Origin of the sequence: Thalassovita litoralis (genome assembly GCF_900182725.1) — a bacterium.
GTDB lineage: Bacteria > Pseudomonadota > Alphaproteobacteria > Rhodobacterales > Rhodobacteraceae > Thalassobius > Thalassobius litoralis.
The window spans coordinates 1-18,327 of the sequence record NZ_FXTO01000031.1 but is presented as its reverse complement, the minus strand read 5'-3'; the positions used below and the strand labels follow the sequence as shown (position 1 = coordinate 18,327).

Here is an 18,327-nt window from a genome sequence, read left to right as displayed (position 1 = left end):
GATTGCGCCCCAAAGTGGCTTACAGAATGTCCAGCACAGCCTCGGGCGGGCGGCCAAGTGCGGCTTTGCCATTGGCAAAAACCACGGGGCGTTCGATTAGCTTGGGATGCGCGGCCATTGCGGCCAGCAGGGTTGCATCGTCGTCGTCCCGCGACAGACCCAAATCTTTGAACTCGGCCTCTTTCGGGCGCATCATCTGAATCGCGGGCAGGCCAAGCGCGGCTTGGGCCGCCTGCAATTCCGCCAGCGTGGGCGCGTCCTTTAGGTACTCGCGGATGGTCACGTTGCCTTTGCCCTCGATCAGGGCCAGCGTTTGGCGCGATTTTGAACAGCGCGGGTTGTGCCAGATCGTGATCATAGCCACTCCTTTCGCCCGGTTCCAACGGCATCCGCGACATTGGCAAACCCGTCACGGGCCAGCAGTTTATCCAGCCCACGGGCAATTTCAGCCCCCAGTGACAGGCCGTGATAGACCAGCGCGGTATAGACCTGCACCGCCGATGCCCCAGCGCGGATCTTGGCATAGGCATCTTCGGCGCTGGAAATGCCGCCCACGCCGATCAGCGGCAATTTCCCATCCGTCAGCATCGACAGCCGCGCCAGAACGCGGGTGGATTTTTCAAACAAAGGCGCACCGGACAGGCCGCCGGTTTCCCCCTTGTGCTGGCTTTGCAGACCGTCGCGTGACAGGGTGGTATTGGTGGCAATCACCGCATCAATGCCTGATCCCATCGCCACCTCGGCCACGTCTTCCAGTTCCGCCGGGGACAGATCGGGGGCGATTTTCAGAAACACAGGGATCGGACGGTCCAGCGCGGCGCGGGCCGCAATGACCCCGGCCAGCAGCGCCGACAGTGCCTCTTTGCCCTGCAAATCCCGCAGCTTTTCGGTGTTGGGGGACGATACGTTGACTGTGGCAAAATCCAGATAGGGGCCGCAATGCGTCAGCACCCGCGCGAAATCGGCGGCGCGGTCGTCGCTGTCCTTGTTCGCGCCCAAATTCAGCCCCAGCACCATATCGCGCGGGCGTTGTGCCAGCCGGGCGCCGATGGTGTCCATGCCTTCGTTGTTGAACCCAAAACGGTTGATGGCGGCGCGATCTTCGGTCAGGCGGAACAGGCGCGGGCGCGGGTTGCCCGGCTGAGGGCGCGGGGTGGCGGCCCCGACCTCGATAAAGCCGAACCCGGCGCGGGACAGGGGCGACAACACCTGTGCGTTCTTATCAAACCCAGCGGCCAGCCCGACGGGATTGGCCATATGCAACCCGGCAACCGTGGTGCGCAGCCGATCCGATGTCACCAGACCCGCAAGCGGCGCGGCCCCAATCTGCAATGCCTTGATTGCCAACCCATGAGCGGTTTCAGGATCAACTTTGCGCAGGGCCATCAGGCCCAGTTTTTCCAGTGGGGTCATGCCATGCCTTCCGGGAATCGATGCGCCCCGTCCACCAGTGGCAGGGGCTTGTGCCAGCGAATATCAGCCATTCGCAGGGGCCTGTACAGATGGGGAAACAGCGCACCACCGCGCGAGGTTTCCCATTTCAAGGTCGGTCCCAGCGTCTGCGGGTCCAGTGCCAGCAGGATCAGCCCGTCCTGCCCGGCAAAATGTTTTGCAGCGGTTTCGGCCACCTGTTCAGCGGTGGAAAAATGCACGAACCCGTCCGCCACATCCACCGGGGCGCCATTGGTGACACCTGCGGCCTGCAATTCGGCCCATTCGTCGGCCCGGAAAATCTTGTATATCAGCATATCGCCCAGATGCCGGGGAACGCGCCGCAGGTCAATCCCCGGCGCGTTCTGCGATCACAGCCAGCGGGCTGCGGTCCGTGGTGGATTATCGGATGATGTCCCCCCACGGGATATGGCCCGCACGTTGGTGGCGGCTGGACGCGGGTGGGTTGAATCCCGGACTTTCCCTATGGTCACATCGTCCATGGGGCGACAAGAGTTTTGACAGCACACGGGATTCGGGTGCAGGCTTTGACCATAACAACGCCGAACAGAGAGGTTCCCCATGTTTGTCCGTATGCTGGGCGGGCTTGGCTTGATGGGCGGCGCGCTTGCGCTGTCTGCCGGTCTGGCTACCGCCGATTATTCCCTGACTATTTTGCACACCAATGATTTTCATGCCCGGTTTGAACCAATCAGCAAATATGACAGCGGTTGTTCCGCGACCGATAACACCGAAGGCAAGTGTTTTGGCGGCACTGCGCGGTTGGTGACAGCGATTTCAGAGGCCCGAAAGCGGTCAAATAATGCTATTCTGGTGGATGGTGGCGATCAGTTTCAGGGGACGCTGTTTTACACCTATTACAAGGGGAAGATGGCCGCTGAATTCATGAATAAGCTGGGCTATGATGCGATGACCGTGGGCAACCATGAATTCGACGACGGTCCCGCCGTGTTGCGTGGTTTCATGGATGCGGTTTCTTTTCCGGTGCTGATGTCCAATGCGGATGTCTCCGGCGAAGTGGCGCTAAAAGACAAGCTGCTGAAATCCACGGTGATTGAGCGGGGTGGTGAAAAGCTGGGCCTGATCGGCCTGACCCCGCATGATACCGGCGAATTGGCCAGTCCGGGGCCGAACGTGATTTTCACCGATCCGGTCGGGGCCGTGCAGCAAGAAGTGGACAAGCTGACTGCCGCAGGCGTGACCAAGATCATCGTGCTGTCCCATTCCGGCTATAACGTGGACAAACGCGTGGCGGCGGAAACCACGGGCGTGGATGTAATCGTGGGCGGTCATACCAACACCTATTTGTCCAATACCAGCGACCGCGCCGAAGGCCCCTATCCCACGATGGTGGGGGATACCGCGATTGTGTCGGCCTATGCCTATGGCAAATTTCTGGGTGAACTGAACGTCACCTTCGACGATGCGGGCAAGCTGATCCACGCGACAGGTGAGCCGCTGATCATGGATGCCGCCGTGGCCGAGGATGGCGCGACCAAGGACCGGATTTCCGAACTGGCCAAACCGCTGGATGAAATCCGCAACAAGGTTGTGGCGGAAACTGCCGAAGCGATTGATGGCGAGCGCGGGGCGTGTCGGGCGGGGGAATGCACGATGGGCAATCTGGTTGCGGATGCCACCCTCGCGCGGGTTCGGGATCAGGGTATCCAGATCGCTATTCAGAATGGGGGCGGTCTGCGGGCATCCATTGACAAGGGGCCGGTCACAATGGGCGAGGTCCTGACCGTGCTGCCGTTCCAGAACACCTTGTCGACCTTTCAGGCCAAGGGGGCGACGATCGTCGCTGCACTGGAAAACGGTCTGAGCCAGATCGAGGATGGCGCAGGCCGCTTCCCGCAGATCGCAGGGATGAAACTGGTCTACGATCCAGCGGCGGCTGCCGGGGCGCGGGTGGTGTCAGTGCAGGTCATGGTCGATGGCGCATGGTCGGACATTGAACTGGATCGCATCTATGGCGTGGTCACGAACAACTATGTCCGCAATGGCGGCGATGGGTATAAAATATTCGGCTCCGAAGGGATGAATGCCTATGATTTCGGCCCCGATCTGGCCGATGTGACCGCCGAATATCTGGCGCAGCATTCGCCCTATACGCCGTATCTGGATGGGCGGATTTCCGTGAAATAACCGCCAAATAGGCGCGCCAGATCAGGTCTGGCGCGCCCATTCGGCTCTTTCTTGGTTCAAATATCCATTGCGTGACATCGGCCGCCGATGCCCGGCTGGCGGGGGGCGGGATCAGTCGCGCGGAGCGGCGGCGCGGGTCAGGCGGTCATTAATCGCTGCGCCCAGTCCGTGCATCGGGATTGGGCTGACGGCAATGCCCTGTGGTCCCATCGCATCCAGTGCGTGCAGATGGTGAAACAGGTTCGCCGCCGCTTCGACCAGATCGCCGCGTTCGGACAGGTTCAGCGCACAGTCGACCGGGCCAAACCCCAGCAGCATTTCCCCCGGCGCGATGTCGGTGGCGTTCAGGCGCACTTTGGCCCCCGGTGCGTAATGCGACAGCATTTGCCCCGGCGCGGTCAGCGGGTCGGCATCGTTGCGGCGGGCAAGGGGCTGGCCCAGCACGGCCTCAATCTCCTCGGTGGCGACACCGCCGGGGCGTAGCAGCGTGGGGGTGCCTGACAGGCCAACGATGGTGGATTCCACACCCACTGGGCAGGCCCCGCCATCCAGCACCGCCTCGATCCGGCCAGACAGGCCTTGCATGACATGGGTGGCGGTGGTGGGGCTGATTTTACCTGACGGGTTGGCCGACGGTGCCGCCACGGGGCCATCGAACGCCGTCAGCAGCGCCTGCGCTACCGGGTGGGCCGGAACGCGCACGGCCAGAGTGGGTAAATCCGCCGTCACCAGTGGCGACAGCCCGGCATCGGGGCGGATTGGCAGCACCAGCGTCAGCGCACCGGGCCAGAACGCGCGGGCCAGCCGGTCCGCCGTATCCGTCCATTCCACATAGCGCCGTGCCACATCAGCCGAGGCCACATGCACGATCAGCGGATTGAACCGGGGGCGTCCCTTGGCATCGAAAATCCGGGCAACGGCGTGATCATTGCGGGCATCCGCCCCCAGCCCGTAAACGGTTTCCGTGGGCAGCGCGATCAACCCGCCTGCGGAAAGAATTTCCGAGCAGCGGTTAATGCCATCGGCATCGGGGGAAAGTCGTAGGGTCTGATGCTGTGGCATGGGCAATGACGCGGCGTTTTGGTTGATGGAACTGGGCTGATGGATATTTCCTCGGCCTCAGAATTTGAATATCTGCGCCAAAGCAGAATTCCAACCCGTCCCGTCAGGAGGAGACAAAAATGCCGTATCGTGCCCCCGTCGAAGATTATCGTTTCATTTTCGAAAATGTGGTCGACATGGCCAAGGTCGCCGGGACCGAACGGTTCGCCGATGCGACCCCGGATATGACCGATGCCATCCTGACCGAACTGGGCCGCATGGCCGAAGAAGTCCTGTATCCGGTGCAGCGCAATGGCGACCTGACCAGCGCGGTATTGGAAAATGGTATCGTGCGGACCTCGCCGGGGTATGCCGAGGCGTTCCGGTCTATGGCCGAAGGTGGCTGGCTGGCGGTGTCCGCATCGCAGGAACACGGCGGCATGGGGCTGCCGATTGCGATGAACACGGCCTTTAACGAAATGGTCGCAGGAACTTGCATGGCGCTGGGTCTGTGTCCGTTGCTGACCCAAGGCCAGATCGAAGCCCTGGAACACCACGCCAGCGACGAGCTAAAGGAAATGTACCTGCCGCGCCTGATCAGCGGCGAATGGACCGGCACCATGAACCTGACCGAACCGGGCGCCGGTTCCGATGTGGGCGCGCTGAAATCCAAGGCCGAACCTAATGGCGACGGCACCTATTCGGTCAGCGGGCAGAAAATCTTTATCACCTGGGGCGATCACGATTTTGGCGGCAATGTCTGCCATCTGGTGCTGGCGCGTCTGCCCGATGGTGTGCCGGGGACCAAGGGTATCAGCCTGTTCATGGTGCCAAAATTCCTGCCGAACGCGGATGGCAGCTTGGGCGAACGTAATTCGCTGGGCGTGGTTAGTCTGGAACATAAGCTGGGCATTCACGGCAGCCCGACCTGCGTGATGCAGTTCGACGGGGCGAAAGGCTGGCTTGTGGGCAAGGAACACAAAGGCATGGCCGCCATGTTCACCATGATGAACAACGCGCGTCTGGGTGTGGGCACGCAGGGCGTGGGGATTGCCGAAGGGGCGTATCAGCACGCACTGGCCTATGCGCAGGAACGCGAACAGATGGGAACCATCATCAACCACGCCGATGTGCGCCGGATGCTGCTGACCATGAAGGCAGATACCTTTGCCGCACGGGCGCTGGTGCTGGATTGCTCGGTTGCGATTGATATGTCCACCGCCACCAACGAAGATCAGTGCAAGGCCCGCGCGGCGCTGCTGACCCCGATTTCCAAGGCATTTTCCACCGATGTCGGTATTGCCGTGGCGGAATTGGGTGTGCAGGTGCATGGCGGCATGGGCTTTATCGAAGAAACCGGCGCGGCACAGTTCAGCCGCGATGTGCGCATTACCGCGATCTACGAAGGCACCAATGGCATTCAGGCGATGGACCTTGTGGGCCGCAAGATGATGGATGGCGGCGACGCGGCCTTTGCGTTGCTGGATGAAATCGAAGCCCACGCCGAACAGGCGCGTTTGGTGTTGCCCGAATTGGCGGAACCCGTATGGCAGGCCACTGAAACCCTGCGTGAAGCGGTGGAATGGATGGTGGCCCAGTCCGACATGAACGAACGTTTCGCGGGCTGTGTGCCGTTCCTGACCGCCTTTGGCCGGGTTTTGGGCGGGCATTATCATCTGAAGGCCGCAATGGCCGAAGGCGGCAAAGGCACCCGGACCAAGCTGGCGCGGTTCTATGTGAACCGTCTGTTGCCGCAATTCGGCGGGCTGCTGGAACACGCTCGCGCCGGATCTGCGGATCTGTATGACATCACCAACGAGGAGCTGTGCGCGTGACCCCCGCAAGGGGGGCGGGGCTGCGCTACCCGTGGGATACGCCCCCGGCAGCGGGCGAAGCGATCGAAGTGGCCGAAGGCGTGCTTTGGCTGCGCTTTCCGCTGCCGATGGCGTTGGATCACGTCAACCTGTACGCGCTGGATGATGGCGATAGCTGGACCCTGATCGACGCGGGTGTGTATTCCAAACGTACACTGGCGATCTGGGAACAGGTGCTGGCCGGGCCGTTATTTGGCAAGCCGGTGGGGCGGCTTATCCTGACCCACCACCACCCCGATCACGTTGGCATGGCGGGCTGGTTCGTTGCACAGGGCGCGGAATTATGGACCACCCGCACCGCGTTTCTGATGGCGCGGATGCTGATTCTGGATGTGGAACACAAGGTCACGGATCAGGTGAAAACCTTCTGGCGCCGCGCTGGAATGGCCGAGGACGTGTATCAGAAACGCATTCAGGACCGGCCATTTAATTTCGCCGATATCTCTCATCCTTTGCCTGTTGGATATACACGGGTGCAACAGGGCGATGTGATCCGCGCGGGTGGCCGCGACTGGGATATACATATCGGCAATGGCCACGCCCCCGAACATCTGACGATGTGGAGCCAAACCGACAATCTGGTGCTGGCCGGGGATCAAATCCTGCCCTCGATCAGCCCCAATATTGGCGTTCATGCCACGGAGCCAGACGCCGATCCGCTGGCCGACTGGCTGGAAAGCTGCACCCGCTTGCAGCCCCTTGCGCGCGAGGATCATCTGGTGCTGGGCGGGCATAAGCTGCCCTTTACCGGACTGCCCACGCGGATGCACCAGTTGATCGAAAATCACCACGGTGGGTTGCGTCGCCTGCGTAAACACCTGACCGAACCCCGCACTGCGGCAGACTGTTTCCCGCCCCTATTCAAACGCACAATCGACTTTGGCACCTATGGTTTAGCCTTGGTCGAGGCTGTCGCGCACCTAAATCATCTGTATCATGAGGGTGAAATCACCCGCACCCTGCGCGACGACGGCGCATGGGTCTGGCAGATGAAGGAGTAAGCGCGATGGACGGAAAAATCAGCACCTCGGCGGAAGCCCACGAAGACGATGCGCTGCCCCGCCGCCACGAGGTTCACGCCGACCCGCAAGCGCGGGCCGTGACGGATGTGCCTGCTGAAGTGACCGCAAAGCCGGTAAAGCAAAAAAGCCCCGCCGAATGGGCCTATGAGCGGCTGATCCTGTATATCCAGAACTTTGAACAGCAACTGGATAATGAACACGAGGTCGCAATGGGCTTTGCCGGGGGCGATGCCGGGGTGTTACGGATCGAAGGCATGGGGTATTTCGACCCGGACATCGTGACCTTTTATGGCAGCGATGAAAACGGCACGAAAACCCAGCTTATTCAGCATGTCAGCCAACTTGGCGTGATCCTGCGTGCGTTGCCCAAACAACCGGCACAGGAAGCGCCCAGCCGGATCGGATTCCGTCTGGCGCAAGATTTGAACAAAAGCTGATCCTGACTTGGGCCGCTCTGTGGAATGCGGGGTGGCCCGGTCAAATCCGGGGTGACAATTCCCGACCTACTGATAGGCTGCCTTGGTATGCGATTACCAAGGAGCGTCCTATGCCTTTTCCGTCCACCGCTGCCGCTACTGCCACTGTTCTGGCCGAAGACGACCGGACCAAAGTCACCCGCTGGGATTTTGAACCGGGTGCCACAACGGGCTGGCACGAACATGAAATGGATTATGCCGTTGTGATCCTGACGGATTCCATCATGGCCTACGAAGTGGACGGTGAAATCACCGAAAAGCCGGTGAAGCCTGGCGACAGCTACCTGCGGCCCAAAGGCGTGCAACATGACGTGAAAAACGCCGGTCCGGGGATGTTGTCCTTTGTTGAGATTGAAATGAAACGCTGATCTGGCTGGGGAATGCAGAAACGGCGCAGGGTTGCCCCCGCGCCGTTTCCTTTTCGGCATGTATAGGGATCAGCGCGGCAAGGCCTGATCCAGATCGCGGATCAGATCCTCGGCATTTTCGATCCCGATGGAAATCCGCACGATATTCGGACCGGCCCCGGCGGCGATTTGCTGTTCTTCGGTCAACTGGCGGTGGGTGGTCGAGGCGGGGTGAATGATCAGCGACCGCGTATCGCCCAGATTGGCGACATGGCTGAACAGCTCCAGCTTGCCCACCAGTTCCACACAGGCGTCATAACCGCCCTTCAGCGCCACGGTGAACAATCCGCCGGTGCCTTTGGGGAACAGCGCCTTGGCCCGCTCGTGATAGGGGGACGAGGGCAGGCCCGCATAGGTGACTTTTTCAATCCGGTCGTCGGCTTCCAGCCATTCAGCAATCGTCTGCGCGTTTTGGCAATGGCGTTCCATCCGCAGCGACAGGGTTTCGATCCCCATCAGCGTGTAATGCGCAGCCTGCGGGTTCAGCGTCATACCCAAATCACGCAGCCCCACGGCAATCCCGTGGAAGGTAAACGCCAGCGGACCAAAGGTTTCGTGGAATTTCAGCCCGTGATAGGCGGGTTCCGGTTGCGACAGCGACGGGAATTTATCGCTGGCCGACCAGTCGAAATTCCCCGAATCCACCACAACGCCGCCGGTGACAGTGCCATTGCCGGTCAGGTATTTGGTCATCGAATGCACGACCAACGTGGCCCCCAGCGCAATCGGGTTGCACAGATAGGGCGTGGCGCTGGTGTTGTCCACGATCAGCGGCAGGCCTGCATCGCTGGCCACCTTCGCCACGGCAGGAATGTCCGTCACAACACCGCCGGGGTTGGCCACCGATTCACAGAACACGGCGCGGGTGTCGTCATCAATCGCGGCGGCAATGGCGGCGGTGTCGTCGAAATCGACAAACTTGGCGGACCAGCCAAAGCGCTTGATCGTCTGGCTGAACTGGGTGATCGAGCCACCATACAAGCGTGTGGACACCACCACGTTCCGGCCCGGTGCCATCAACGGAAACAGCGCCATCAATTGCGCAGCGTGACCGGACGAACAGCAAACTGCGCCAACACCGCCCTCCAGCGTGGCAATGCGTTCTTGCAGCACGGCGACGGTGGGGTTGGTCAGGCGGGAATAGATGTAACCCACCTCTTGCAGGTTGAACAAAGCGGCTGCGTGATCGGCGTCGCGGAACACATAGGCCGTGGTCTGGTAAATCGGTGTCTGGCGGGCGCCGGTTGCCGGATCGGGGCGGGCGCCAGCGTGAATTTGCAGCGTGTCAAAGCCGTAGCTGGGGGCGTCTGTCATGGGGGTCTCCTCCTGCAATGCAATCCGTTTCATGCGGTATTGCCAAAAGGGATAGGGCATCCGATGGTGGCCTACAACGGCTAAGCGACGCGAGGGAACAAGATATGCGATCCGCCTTTCATCTGGCTTATAATGTTCGGGATCTGGATCAGACGCGGGAATTTTATTCCGGCCTGTTGGGCGCGAAAGAAGGGCGCAGCACCGACACTTGGGTGGATTTCGATTTCTTTGGGCATCAGATCAGCCTGCATCTGGGCGAACCCTTTGCTACGGCAGCCACGGGCAAGGTGGGCGATCATATGGTGCCAATGCCGCATCTGGGCGTGGTGCTGGAACTGCCACACTGGAAACAACTGGCCCACCGATTAGAAGCCGCCGGGGTCGATTTCGTCATTCCGCCCTCGGTCCGGTTTCAGGGGCAGCCGGGTGAACAATGGACCATGTTTTTCCGCGATCCGTCCGGCAACCCGATCGAGGTCAAAGGTTTCGCCGATTTCGATCAGGTCTTCGCGGTGTAAAAAGGTGCGCCTGCGGCGCTCCTGATGCCTCGTTACGGACCTTCGGCCCGCGCCTCGGGTCTTGGGGCGCTGCCCCAAACCCCGGAGTGCTTAACATCAGAAAGAAATCAAGTTGCTTCTTTCTGATCGCAAATACTCTGGGGGTGGGTGCCGCAGGCGACCGGGGGCAACGCCCCCAAAATCAGGGCAGGCCGTCAGCGCATCCAGAAGCCGTTTTTCTTGATCCGGTTGCGGATCGCCTGTTCCTTGCGGGGCAGGTCGGACTGGTCAAACAGATCACGGACCTTTTGGCCGCGCGCGTGGTAGACCATGAACTTGATCGGATCGTATTGTTTCAGGACTTTCTTGATTTCATTCGGGGCGGTCACGGTTTCCAGCAGATCAATCACGCGGTCGCTTTCGCGGGCGTAAAGCAGCGGAAACAAACGATAGTGGCACGTCACATCGCCGTCGATCAGTCCGGCGGGCAGTACATCACGCCCACCACCGAAACTGTGGATCACTAGCGGCAGGGCGATTTGGTCCAGCCACGGCCACAGCGGCTGGCAGATCAGTTCCTCGGGCGGGTTATCGCGGATTTCCGTGGCATAATGCAGGAACCGTTCCCCGAACTGACGGGGGCATTTGTAGAAAAAAAAGCCCGCGTTGAAATACAGGTAGCGTTTCCAGAACTCATCCGGCTGGTTCATATCCAGCGAAGTTTCAAAATCCAGTTCGAATTTATCATATAGCGATTTCCAGGTTTGCGTATAACCGGGACCATAAAGTTCGATCTTCGGCCATGTTCCTTCGACCTTTTGCGACGCGCCGGGGCGGTCGAAATCAAACGGCACGCGGGACAGATCGTCCAGCACTAGCGTATCTGTATCGAAAAACACGAAGGGTTCGCCTTCGGGCAAGGCTAAAAGCGCCTGAATCTTGTTGCCGTTTGGGTAGCCTTCGCCAAATTCTGGGGTGTCAAAAGGTAAAATTTCGGCCCCCAGCTCCTCTAGCGTGCGAATGACGGCCTTATTGCGCAGTGTCGGCGAATTGGTCCAAAGCGGGCTGTCCTTGGGGGTGGCCACAATCAGGCGTCCCTGAAAATCGGGGTTTGTGTGACGCAAGGAGGCGGCGAATAATATCGCCTCGTATTGCAGGCGATTTGCCTGTCCGACGATCACGATGTTGAAAGATTGGCTTTTTACTTGCTCTGTTGTCATACTCGTATCAGCCCGCCCACGTTTTTAGGGCAGTATGGGCTATCGACAGGTGATTTGAAAGCAAAGGAATTGGCCGATGTTGGAATGGCTCTTGTTCGGAATCGCCGCTGCGGCGGGCAGCGTGGGCGGGCTGGGATCGTCTGGGGGACAAGCCCCGGTTCAGGCCGCAGCCGCCACGCCTGCGGCCCCGGTTCAAACCGCGCCCGATCCTCGGCCCGCAGCCGAAGATCAAACCCCAACCGGAAAATTCACCACCGCTGCCGAAATCAAACCGATTCTGACCGCGACCAAAGGTCAGTGGATCGCCGTGCGGGAATATGACGGGCAGGACATCATTTATTTCACGCAACTGTTGTCGTGGCGCTGCGGCTTGTCCGCGATCCGCTATTCGGTGAATGGCGGCCCGATGCAGGTTTACCCGATGCCGCCCTGCCATATGGACATGGCCCAGCCCAATGTTTTTCTGGATGACGAGGCGATGCCGATCATGGGATTGCCGCCCAAATCCGTGCAAACCGTGGATGTCGAGGTTTTTCTGGATGACACCAGCGTGGATTTCGTCAGCTACCAACGCAATCAGGTATTGATACCGTGAGGCGTCACACCACTGTTTTCCGCATGGTTCAGGTGGAATTATGAGGGGGAAAGTGGTGGGCGACCCTGGAATCAAATTCAAGGCAAAATTGCCTTATTTTATTAGCAAAGGTGTCCCGCATTTTGTGGCTGCGGGACACCTTTCGTTCACAGGTGGCTGCATTTTTAGCTCACCACTTCAGCTTGGTGAGCGCTGCGATACCATCAGCCGCCAGCAAACGCCTCTCAGCGCCTTTTGTGTAAATTTCTGACGTCTTCGCCTGGGTGTGCGCCATGACGGCCATGATCTGGTGCTGGCTGCATCCAGCCTCAGCCATGAGGCCAGCCATAGCTTTGCGGATCCCATGAGAGCTCTTGTCTTTCAGGTCGGCGGCGTCACACCACTTTCGTACCTGATTGCGAAGGCTCTCCGCTGTTTTGTATGGGGTTCCGCGCTGCGTGAGAATGTATGCTGGCCCTACTACAGTCGCCGATCTAGTTGCCTCATATAGCGGTTCCAGCATTGGTATGCTCACGGGAGCAGACCCTTTCTTACGGGGTTGCCACTCAAGGTATATGCGCCCGTTGTGGAGTTTTTCGTTGCTGCGGCCCAACCAAATTGCATCACCAATTCGGCAAGCTGTGAATGCCTGCAGGGTTAGCCACAGGTATGGGGTGCTGCCTTTGGGGTGTACCTCCCTGAACCTTAGCAGATCGTCGGGCGTCCAGGGGGTAGCACCACCCTTCGGGCGCTTATTAATCGCAGCAATCCCTGCGGCTGGATTATGAGCGATTTCGCCGCGCTCAATTGACCATTCATATACCGCCCTGATGGTCTTGATCAGGTTGTCAGCCGCCCCCGGACGATCAGCCCATGCGTCCCTGATGGTGATGAATGCCGCAGGCGGCGCATCCATGTCGCAATCACCATATCGGGTACCATCTTCATCTAGGTGATCGCACAGCCTGGCGAGAACACTGCGCCTTTGGCGGAGCGTGGCGTCCGACATTTGGCCTGCCTCCACCATCTTGGATAAGTAATCCAGATACCGTCGGATGAGCCAATCGAGAGACCTTTCAACTTCGGTTTCCGTGCCTAGCTGCCACTCCCGCCCCGCACGTCCGGCATAGTAATGATTCAAAAAGTCAGGATGATCTGTGCCCACTGGAATGGCTATGCGCTTGCGCTTATCGCCATCTACACGCACGCGCCATCGTATAGTGCCGTTTCTGTGGCGTTCCTTTAGAAGGCCTGGCAACCTCACACGCATATCCGCTTCCGTCATGTCCGCCATTGTTTGGGGCCTGATGGTCTATCGATTCGGGTTGTAGTGGCAACTGTATCGATTGGCTGCCGTGCTTCTGTGAGCACCCTGATTGTGCCGTCAGCGGAGATTTCCACGCCAGATACAGGCAGGCCGCACGACTTTGTCGCTTCGATTGCTCTGGCTATGGATGCTTTCGTGACGGTGGCTTTAGGCATTTCGATCCGCTCTGAGATAGTGGTGCGCAATCACGCGGGACAGGTTGCTGTCACTCATCGCCACCTCCGCTTTTACCAAACGCGAAATCAACCCACTCTTCACAATCGTCAAAGGCATCTTGAATGCGCTCGATGTCGCCCCCGCGAACAGCTTCACGTAGGCGGTTCCACTCTTTCAGCATCTTTGAAATTTTGCGGCGACCGTACCTCTCAGTCATACGCTTTCCTCCATCTCATTGAATATCCGCAGCGCCCGCACCGCGTTGGTCACAGACAGGCGCAGGTGTTGCGGGTAGGCTGGTTTGCCGCCCTTGTGGCGGCGGTAGCATTTGGTGGACAGGTCATAGTCCACGGCCTTTGGGTTGGATGCGCGGTATGCGGTCAGGTCGTGCGAGGCCTGCTGTATCGATATGTCAAACGCCACGACCAGATCGGATCGGTTGATCGTGCCGTCACCGATGCACAGCTTGGCATCGATCCAGACCTGCCGCATTTGCTGGGCTACTGAGTTTCTCGCTGTGATGGCGCGAGCTTTGGTCATACTCCACCGCCTGCGACCACGCGGGTCGGTATGTCGAATTGCCCGGCTTCTGCGCGATCCGCTGCATCGATTATGTATTGGGCGACTTGGCGGGCATAATGTGGCGGTGCGGGGAGTATGATGTCGCCGGAGATTTCGCCAGTTTCCTTTAATAGACATAACAGGACGGTCGGTCCGTGCGCCTCATGATTCACCGTTACGGCGGAGATGGCGTGCGTTGCGTGCATGTCTTGCTTTGCTTCGGTCATTGGGTTTCCTTCGATTAGCTGGTGATGTGGCGCACGGCGCGCATGACCGCGTCTTCGACGTGGGTGTTTGCAAGGCTCAGATCGCGTGAGGCAAAGCGATCTGATGTGCTGTCTGTGCCACCGATTTCGTGCAGTTTGGCGATGAAGGTCGCGCCCATATCCTTGATGTCCTGCATCTGGATTTTTTCAGCATCGGTCAGGGTGCGGTACTTGTGGCGCACGGCGTTGTTCGTGGTTCGGTCGTCGCTGGCGCTGTCGATCTGTGTCATTTGGGTCTTTCCTTTCGTTGCTTTGGGTTAGCGTGGGGTGGCTTCAAAGAAGCCGGTGGCGGCGAGCAGTCCACCACCGGCCAGTTGACCGGCGCTCAGGCAACCGCCGGTTATCCGATTGAAGAATGCCCCCATCAGCCTGCCGCCTTCTGGTTTGAACCTATGCAATCAGGGCAGGGTTCATGGCCGTTGTCCCAATGGGGGTGCCAATGAATGACGCCGCGCCCGCCACAGCGGGGGCAGGCTGATGCCGCTTTGACATGGGCCATCGTAACCCAAGTGCTGATCGCGCTGCTTTTGGTCCAGCCGGTGGCGGTGATGCCGTGCAGGTGGATCTCGAACAGGGCGCGGCTGTCCGGGTCATAGTCACCCGGTGGGGTGGTCCACACGCCGCCGGTTTCCAGCACCTCGTTCGCAAAGGCATCCACCCGCGCCTCGGGGCTTTTGCCCTTCAAGGACGCCGGAAACACGGCACGGCGGTCGAAATGGGAATGCAGGCTCATCACCACACCCGCTGCATGGCGCCGTGAAACTGGCCGAACAGAAAGGCCAGATAGAGCGCTGCGATGATGAGAAGGAACGCACCCAGACCGGGCAGAATACGCGCAGACAGATCGCGCAGCCGGTCGCGGCGAATTTGTGGGCGGTTGAGGTGTTCAAACATGCTCATGCCGCCACCCCATTGATAGCTGCACAAAACGCCGCACCGCGCACCCGATCCGGGTAATCGTCTGCTCCCCAATGCGCCAACGCACCGGCGCGGCTGGTGAACTTGCGGCACCCGGCCACCCACCATTCTTCCGATCCGCACATGATACGGCGCAGTTCGTAGTCGCGCTCGTCCCGATAGATCACCGGGATAGCCGTGCCGCGTAGGTCGAGAGAGTCACCGACGCTGAGGCCATCCGGCAGGGCGGTGATAGCTGTGCCGCGCAGGTCGAGAGAGTCACCGACGCTGAGGCCATCCGGCAGGGCGGTGATAGCTGTGCCGCTCAGGTCGAGATAGCCACCGACGCTAAGGCCATCCGGCAGGGCGGTGATAGCTGTGCCGCTCAGGCAGAGAGAGCCACCGACGCTGAGGCCATCCGGCAGGGCGGTGATAGCTGTGCCGCGCAGGTCGAGAGAGCCACCGACGCTGAGGCCATCCGGCAGGGCGGTGATAGCTGTGCCGCTCAGGTAGAGAGAGCCACCGACGCTGAGGCCATCCGGCAGGGCGGTGATAGCTGTGCCGCTCAGGTCGAGATAGCCACCGACGCTAAGGCCATCCGGCAGGGCGGTGATAGCTGTGCCGCTCAGGCAGAGAGAGCCACCGACGCTGAGGCCATCCGGCAGGGCGGTGATAGCTGTGCCGCGCAGGTCGAGATAGCCACAGACGCTAAGGCCATCCGGCAGGGCGGTGATAGCTGTGCCGCTCAGGTAGAGAGAGCCACCGACGCTGAGGCCATCCGGCAGGGCGGTGATAGCTGTGCCGCTCAGGTCGAGATAGCCACCGACGCTAAGGCCATCCGGCAGGGCGGTGATAGCTGTGCCGCGCAGGTAGAGAGAGCCACCATTGCGGCGCATGATGTCGGACAGTTCAGCCAAGGTTGGTTTGATCGGTTTCATGCCGCATCCCCCCCAGTTGAAGCGTAGCCCGCAGGACGTCGCGCTTGGCGGGATTGGAAGCGGGCAGCAGCCTGCTGGCGGATACTGGCGGCGCGTCCGGCGCAGCGATCAAGGATCGTCTGCACAGTATCCTCACTGGAGATTTCGGATTGCGCAGTGATCTGGTGGTGCGAGGGCAGGGAGTGAAGGCGATCCCAGTTGCAGCTTTGACCGCGCTCGCGTTTGAGCGCGTCCCATGCTGTCTGGATGGTTTCCACGGGCATGTTGCCCGGGTGAAGGATGACCGATGCCGGGCAGGCGTCGGTCAGATGCAGGGATGTCCGTTCGTTTGACAAGGTGGTTCTCCCATCTGGTTGTCCCGCGATCTGCTGGCGCGTCTTCGGCGGGTGTGATGGGAGATGGATAATATTGGACTATTGTCCATGTCAAGGCAATAATGGACAATAGTCCATTGTTGGTATGGTCAGCGTGATGCGAATCTTAGTTGCCAGCTTGGCAAGGGGGCAGCTTCAGGCCTAGAGCTAACTGTCATTGTTGCCTAGGTCGATGTCCAGCTTGACGCCGAAATGCCCTCTGTTGAAAAATGATCTGCGCCAGCCGCCCAATATTATCGCATAGGCGGTAGCGGGCTTGTGATTCAGGAACTCTGAAGCCCTGCATGAGTCTTCGATGGGTATGTAGCCAACTCTTCTGTTCTCGATGTATACGGCAATCGCGTTAGCATCGTGCCGGTTTTTAGGTTCTGGCAGCAGGCAGGCCACGCATACCTTACGATGCCCATCTCGCGTTTTTCCGCCGCAAATCTTGTACAAGTTATTCTGGAAGCGACTCTCCCCCACGACGTCCTGCGTAAAGCTGCCGTTGCCTTCGATAACTTGGTATTTGCGGGGGTTGTGTTTACTAATAGGCTTATATCGGCCCCAAAAAAGAAATGGCATGGCTGCCCCTGTTCATGTAATGTTCCCAAATGCCAGAGTCGAATGAAGATGCCATAAATCGCCATTTGATTGAGTGTCTGCGCGACATCAATCGTTGCCCTGACTCCCGCGCTCGGCAAGAGCTCGTGCGGCGGCTAGTATCATCTCCTGCTCCGCAGAGGATAGTTGATTGTATAATGAAACAATCTCAGCTTGGCTTGAAGCCTGCGGCTCATCGAGGAAGGCGTCGAGACTGAGGCCGAATGCCGCCGCAACCTTGATTGCGTCTTCGACGTTAGTTTTGGCACCCTCTCGTTGCTTTAGCTTATCCAATTGATATTTCGATACTCCAGACTTACGCGAGATGTTGGCTACACTCTCCCCGGATTTTTCGAGGTGCGCTAAAAAGGCTGATCTGAAGGTCTTTTCCATGGTGGTTGCAGTGTATCGCCGCTGCAACCTGCCCGACAGTAGACAATTGTCTATTGACAGATGTGGACAATAGTCCATATGTGGGGGCATGTCGGAAAGAGAACTCATAGGAAAAATTGAGCAATGTGCGCAGGCACTGACGCTTTCTCCCTCAACGATAACGGAGAGGGCGGTTGGGAATAGTCGTTTATATTCAAGGCTGAAGTCGGGGGGTACATGCTCAATGCGTACCGCCGAGCGCCTCCTTGAGTGGATTGCCTGTAAATGCGCAAGCGATACCTCAGATTGCGGGGGCGATGCAGCATGACGGTCTCCTCATTCTCCGCCATGAATTCTGGCCCACACCATTCAGTTTGTCCTGTGAAATCAGCGGGGGTGTTTTCATGACCGCACACCAAGATCGCCACCCTAATCAGGAGCAAGCGCTCGCTTCGCTAGGTCGATCAGGTACATGCCAAGTGCGCGGGCATGATCTGGGGATATGGCTATCTGAAATTTCGCCCGGGGCAAAAATTCAGATAGCTGGTCCTGTACCCCCTTCGATTGCGGGCTCCGACCGCATGATCGAGTTCTGGTCCGGCACGATCGCGGAATCAGCAGGGGTGTTTTCATGACCCGCGCTGTACGCCCTGCCTCCATCCAGTCTGCTGTCAGCGCGGCCTATCGGGCTGCGGGCGGGCTGGAATGCTGTTCTGCCGATCTGGGCGTGTCCGTATCAACACTGTCTTACGGCACCGAAGTGACCGACCAGCGCCCCGGTGGTCTGGGGGTCAATTATCTGGACAGGCTGGGTCGCATCGAACCATTG

General features: G+C 59.4%; 24 protein-coding genes and 1 pseudogene. 8 read left to right on the top strand and 17 right to left on the bottom strand.

Annotated features, from left to right (window positions below):
• Positions 1-19 precede the first annotated feature (19 nt).
• From arsC to FN828_RS16615, 3 genes are read right to left on the bottom strand one after another with little or no spacing between them, the layout of a single operon-like run.
• A complete protein-coding gene (gene arsC / locus FN828_RS16625) occupies positions 20-358 on the bottom strand; it encodes an arsenate reductase (glutaredoxin) (protein WP_142494543.1) in 339 nt (112 codons plus the stop codon).
• Complete coding sequence (locus FN828_RS16620) at positions 355-1,413, bottom strand: quinone-dependent dihydroorotate dehydrogenase (RefSeq protein WP_142494542.1); 1,059 nt, start codon at positions 1,411-1,413, stop codon at positions 355-357. The genes arsC and FN828_RS16620 overlap by 4 nt, the downstream gene beginning before the upstream one ends.
• Positions 1,410-1,748, bottom strand: a complete 339-nt coding sequence (locus FN828_RS16615) for a DUF952 domain-containing protein (protein WP_142494541.1) — start codon at positions 1,746-1,748, stop codon at positions 1,410-1,412. The genes FN828_RS16620 and FN828_RS16615 overlap by 4 nt, the downstream gene beginning before the upstream one ends.
• Before the next feature lie 265 nt (positions 1,749-2,013).
• On the opposite strand from FN828_RS16615, the gene FN828_RS16610 reads away from it, so the two are divergent.
• Positions 2,014-3,600 (top strand): bifunctional metallophosphatase/5'-nucleotidase, encoded by a 1,587-nt coding sequence (locus FN828_RS16610; RefSeq protein ID WP_142494540.1) that lies wholly within the window; start codon positions 2,014-2,016, stop codon positions 3,598-3,600.
• A 111-nt stretch (positions 3,601-3,711) separates the two neighbouring features.
• On the opposite strand, the gene FN828_RS16605 is transcribed toward FN828_RS16610, so the two are convergent.
• Positions 3,712-4,662, bottom strand: a complete 951-nt coding sequence (locus tag FN828_RS16605; protein ID WP_142494539.1) for an L-threonylcarbamoyladenylate synthase — start codon at positions 4,660-4,662, stop codon at positions 3,712-3,714.
• A gap of 119 nt (positions 4,663-4,781) precedes the next feature.
• On the opposite strand from FN828_RS16605, the gene FN828_RS16600 reads away from it, so the two are divergent.
• The 4 genes from FN828_RS16600 to FN828_RS16585 all read left to right on the top strand — a co-directional run bounded on the left by FN828_RS16600 (position 4,782) and on the right by FN828_RS16585 (position 8,381).
• Positions 4,782-6,476, top strand: a complete 1,695-nt coding sequence (locus FN828_RS16600; RefSeq protein ID WP_142494538.1) for an acyl-CoA dehydrogenase — start codon at positions 4,782-4,784, stop codon at positions 6,474-6,476.
• Positions 6,473-7,516 (top strand): MBL fold metallo-hydrolase, encoded by a 1,044-nt coding sequence (locus tag FN828_RS16595; RefSeq protein WP_235891513.1) that lies wholly within the window; start codon positions 6,473-6,475, stop codon positions 7,514-7,516. Before FN828_RS16600 ends, FN828_RS16595 begins: the two co-directional genes overlap by 4 nt.
• A 5-nt stretch (positions 7,517-7,521) precedes the next feature.
• Positions 7,522-7,974 (top strand): DUF6173 family protein, encoded by a 453-nt coding sequence (locus tag FN828_RS16590; protein WP_142494537.1) that lies wholly within the window; start codon positions 7,522-7,524, stop codon positions 7,972-7,974.
• Between the two features lie 110 nt (positions 7,975-8,084).
• A complete protein-coding gene (locus tag FN828_RS16585; RefSeq protein WP_142494536.1) occupies positions 8,085-8,381 on the top strand; it encodes a cupin domain-containing protein in 297 nt (98 codons plus the stop codon).
• A gap of 69 nt (positions 8,382-8,450) precedes the next feature.
• Here the strand turns inward: FN828_RS16585 and FN828_RS16580 are convergent, their stop codons facing one another.
• Entirely contained in the window at positions 8,451-9,734 is a 1,284-nt protein-coding gene (locus tag FN828_RS16580) for an O-acetylhomoserine aminocarboxypropyltransferase/cysteine synthase family protein (protein WP_142494535.1), read from the bottom strand.
• Between the two features lie 104 nt (positions 9,735-9,838).
• Between FN828_RS16580 and FN828_RS16575 the strand changes: the two genes are divergently transcribed.
• Positions 9,839-10,252 carry a VOC family protein gene (locus FN828_RS16575; protein WP_142494534.1) on the top strand — a complete coding sequence of 138 codons (414 nt, stop codon included), beginning with the start codon at positions 9,839-9,841 and terminating at the stop codon, positions 10,250-10,252.
• Positions 10,253-10,446: 194 nt separating this feature from the next.
• On the opposite strand, the gene FN828_RS16570 is transcribed toward FN828_RS16575, so the two are convergent.
• On the bottom strand, positions 10,447-11,451 hold the full coding sequence (locus FN828_RS16570; protein ID WP_142494533.1) for an NUDIX hydrolase: 1,005 nt from the start codon (positions 11,449-11,451) through the stop codon (positions 10,447-10,449).
• Between the two features lie 76 nt (positions 11,452-11,527).
• On the opposite strand from FN828_RS16570, the gene FN828_RS16565 reads away from it, so the two are divergent.
• Positions 11,528-12,046, top strand: coding sequence for a hypothetical protein (locus FN828_RS16565; RefSeq protein WP_142494532.1), 519 nt, complete (start codon positions 11,528-11,530; stop codon positions 12,044-12,046).
• A gap of 169 nt (positions 12,047-12,215) precedes the next feature.
• Here the strand turns inward: FN828_RS16565 and FN828_RS16560 are convergent, their stop codons facing one another.
• The 11 genes from FN828_RS16560 to FN828_RS16520 all read right to left on the bottom strand — a co-directional run bounded on the left by FN828_RS16560 (position 12,216) and on the right by FN828_RS16520 (position 17,519).
• Positions 12,216-13,319, bottom strand: a complete 1,104-nt coding sequence (locus tag FN828_RS16560; protein WP_235891512.1) for a tyrosine-type recombinase/integrase — start codon at positions 13,317-13,319, stop codon at positions 12,216-12,218.
• Positions 13,320-13,557: 238 nt separating this feature from the next.
• Positions 13,558-13,725 carry a hypothetical protein gene (locus tag FN828_RS20650; protein WP_185959070.1) on the bottom strand — a complete coding sequence of 56 codons (168 nt, stop codon included), beginning with the start codon at positions 13,723-13,725 and terminating at the stop codon, positions 13,558-13,560.
• Positions 13,722-14,048 carry a hypothetical protein gene (locus FN828_RS16555; RefSeq protein ID WP_142494531.1) on the bottom strand — a complete coding sequence of 109 codons (327 nt, stop codon included), beginning with the start codon at positions 14,046-14,048 and terminating at the stop codon, positions 13,722-13,724. Before FN828_RS16555 ends, FN828_RS20650 begins: the two co-directional genes overlap by 4 nt.
• On the bottom strand, positions 14,045-14,296 hold the full coding sequence (locus FN828_RS16550; RefSeq protein WP_142494530.1) for a hypothetical protein: 252 nt from the start codon (positions 14,294-14,296) through the stop codon (positions 14,045-14,047). The genes FN828_RS16555 and FN828_RS16550 overlap by 4 nt, the downstream gene beginning before the upstream one ends.
• 14 nt (positions 14,297-14,310) lie before the next feature.
• Positions 14,311-14,565: an Acb2/Tad1 domain-containing protein gene (locus FN828_RS16545; RefSeq protein WP_142494529.1), complete on the bottom strand. Its 255-nt coding sequence runs from the start codon at positions 14,563-14,565 to the stop codon at positions 14,311-14,313.
• A 134-nt stretch (positions 14,566-14,699) separates the two neighbouring features.
• Positions 14,700-15,068: a hypothetical protein gene (locus tag FN828_RS16540; RefSeq protein WP_142494528.1), complete on the bottom strand. Its 369-nt coding sequence runs from the start codon at positions 15,066-15,068 to the stop codon at positions 14,700-14,702.
• On the bottom strand, positions 15,068-15,235 hold the full coding sequence (locus FN828_RS20645; protein ID WP_185959069.1) for a hypothetical protein: 168 nt from the start codon (positions 15,233-15,235) through the stop codon (positions 15,068-15,070). Before FN828_RS20645 ends, FN828_RS16540 begins: the two co-directional genes overlap by 1 nt.
• Positions 15,232-16,170, bottom strand: a complete 939-nt coding sequence (locus tag FN828_RS16535) for a leucine-rich repeat domain-containing protein (protein ID WP_142494527.1) — start codon at positions 16,168-16,170, stop codon at positions 15,232-15,234. The genes FN828_RS20645 and FN828_RS16535 overlap by 4 nt, the downstream gene beginning before the upstream one ends.
• Entirely contained in the window at positions 16,167-16,505 is a 339-nt protein-coding gene (locus tag FN828_RS16530; protein WP_142494526.1) for a hypothetical protein, read from the bottom strand. Before FN828_RS16530 ends, FN828_RS16535 begins: the two co-directional genes overlap by 4 nt.
• Before the next feature lie 186 nt (positions 16,506-16,691).
• Positions 16,692-17,108 (bottom strand): HIRAN domain-containing protein, encoded by a 417-nt coding sequence (locus FN828_RS16525; RefSeq protein ID WP_142494525.1) that lies wholly within the window; start codon positions 17,106-17,108, stop codon positions 16,692-16,694.
• Positions 17,109-17,195: 87 nt separating this feature from the next.
• On the bottom strand, positions 17,196-17,519 hold the full coding sequence (locus FN828_RS16520; RefSeq protein WP_142494524.1) for a hypothetical protein: 324 nt from the start codon (positions 17,517-17,519) through the stop codon (positions 17,196-17,198).
• Between the two features lie 610 nt (positions 17,520-18,129).
• Between FN828_RS16520 and FN828_RS16510 the strand changes: the two are divergent.
• Positions 18,130-18,327, top strand: a pseudogene (locus FN828_RS16510) (hypothetical protein); the annotation flags it as partial.